We start from the raw sequence: 618 nt of genomic DNA on the forward strand, positions 1-618 counted from the left end.
AGCCCACCAGCCTGCGCAGTACCGCGAACGACCTCCACACCCTCCAGATCACGCAACGCAGCCGGATCACCCAGCACCACCGCGCGCTCCTCGAAGCTCGCCCGGGTGGTGACCAGGGCGCGGGCCAGGTCGACCAGACCGCCACCGCCCCGCGTCCGGGCGGCGTCGGCCACCCCGGCGATCCGCAGGGCCTGCTCACGCAGCGCCTCCGGGGAACGCGCCGACACGACGAACGGCACCACGGACGGCACCACAGCCGGAACCACCACGGACGGCACCGAGGCAGCGGTCGCGGCAGCCGCCGCAGGATCGGCGACCGGTTCCCCCTCGCGGACCTCGGAGGTCTCCGCCTCGACCGGCGCCTGCTCGACGATGACGTGCGCGTTGGTCCCGGAGACGCCGAACGCCGAGATGCCCACCCGGCGCGGACGGCCCGCGTCCGGCCACGCCTGCTCCTCCGTCAGCAGCCGGACCGAACCGTCCGACCAGTCGACGTGCGGGGACGGCGCGTCGACGTGCAGGGTGCGCGGCAGCACACCGTGCCGGATCGCCAGCACCGACTTGATCACCCCGGCCACGCCGGCCGCCGCCTGGGTGTGCCCGATGTTCGACTTCACC

Annotated in this window: 1 protein-coding gene; it reads right to left on the bottom strand. The window is 74.4% G+C overall.

Annotated elements, in window-relative coordinates; translation table 11 throughout:
• Positions 1–618 (bottom strand): ketoacyl-synthetase C-terminal extension domain-containing protein (locus tag PUR61_RS37670; RefSeq protein WP_329884156.1); only part of this gene is annotated, 618 nt, incomplete at both ends.

It is taken from the genome of Streptomyces sp. BE20 (genome assembly GCF_036322525.1).
GTDB lineage: Bacteria > Actinomycetota > Actinomycetes > Streptomycetales > Streptomycetaceae > Kitasatospora.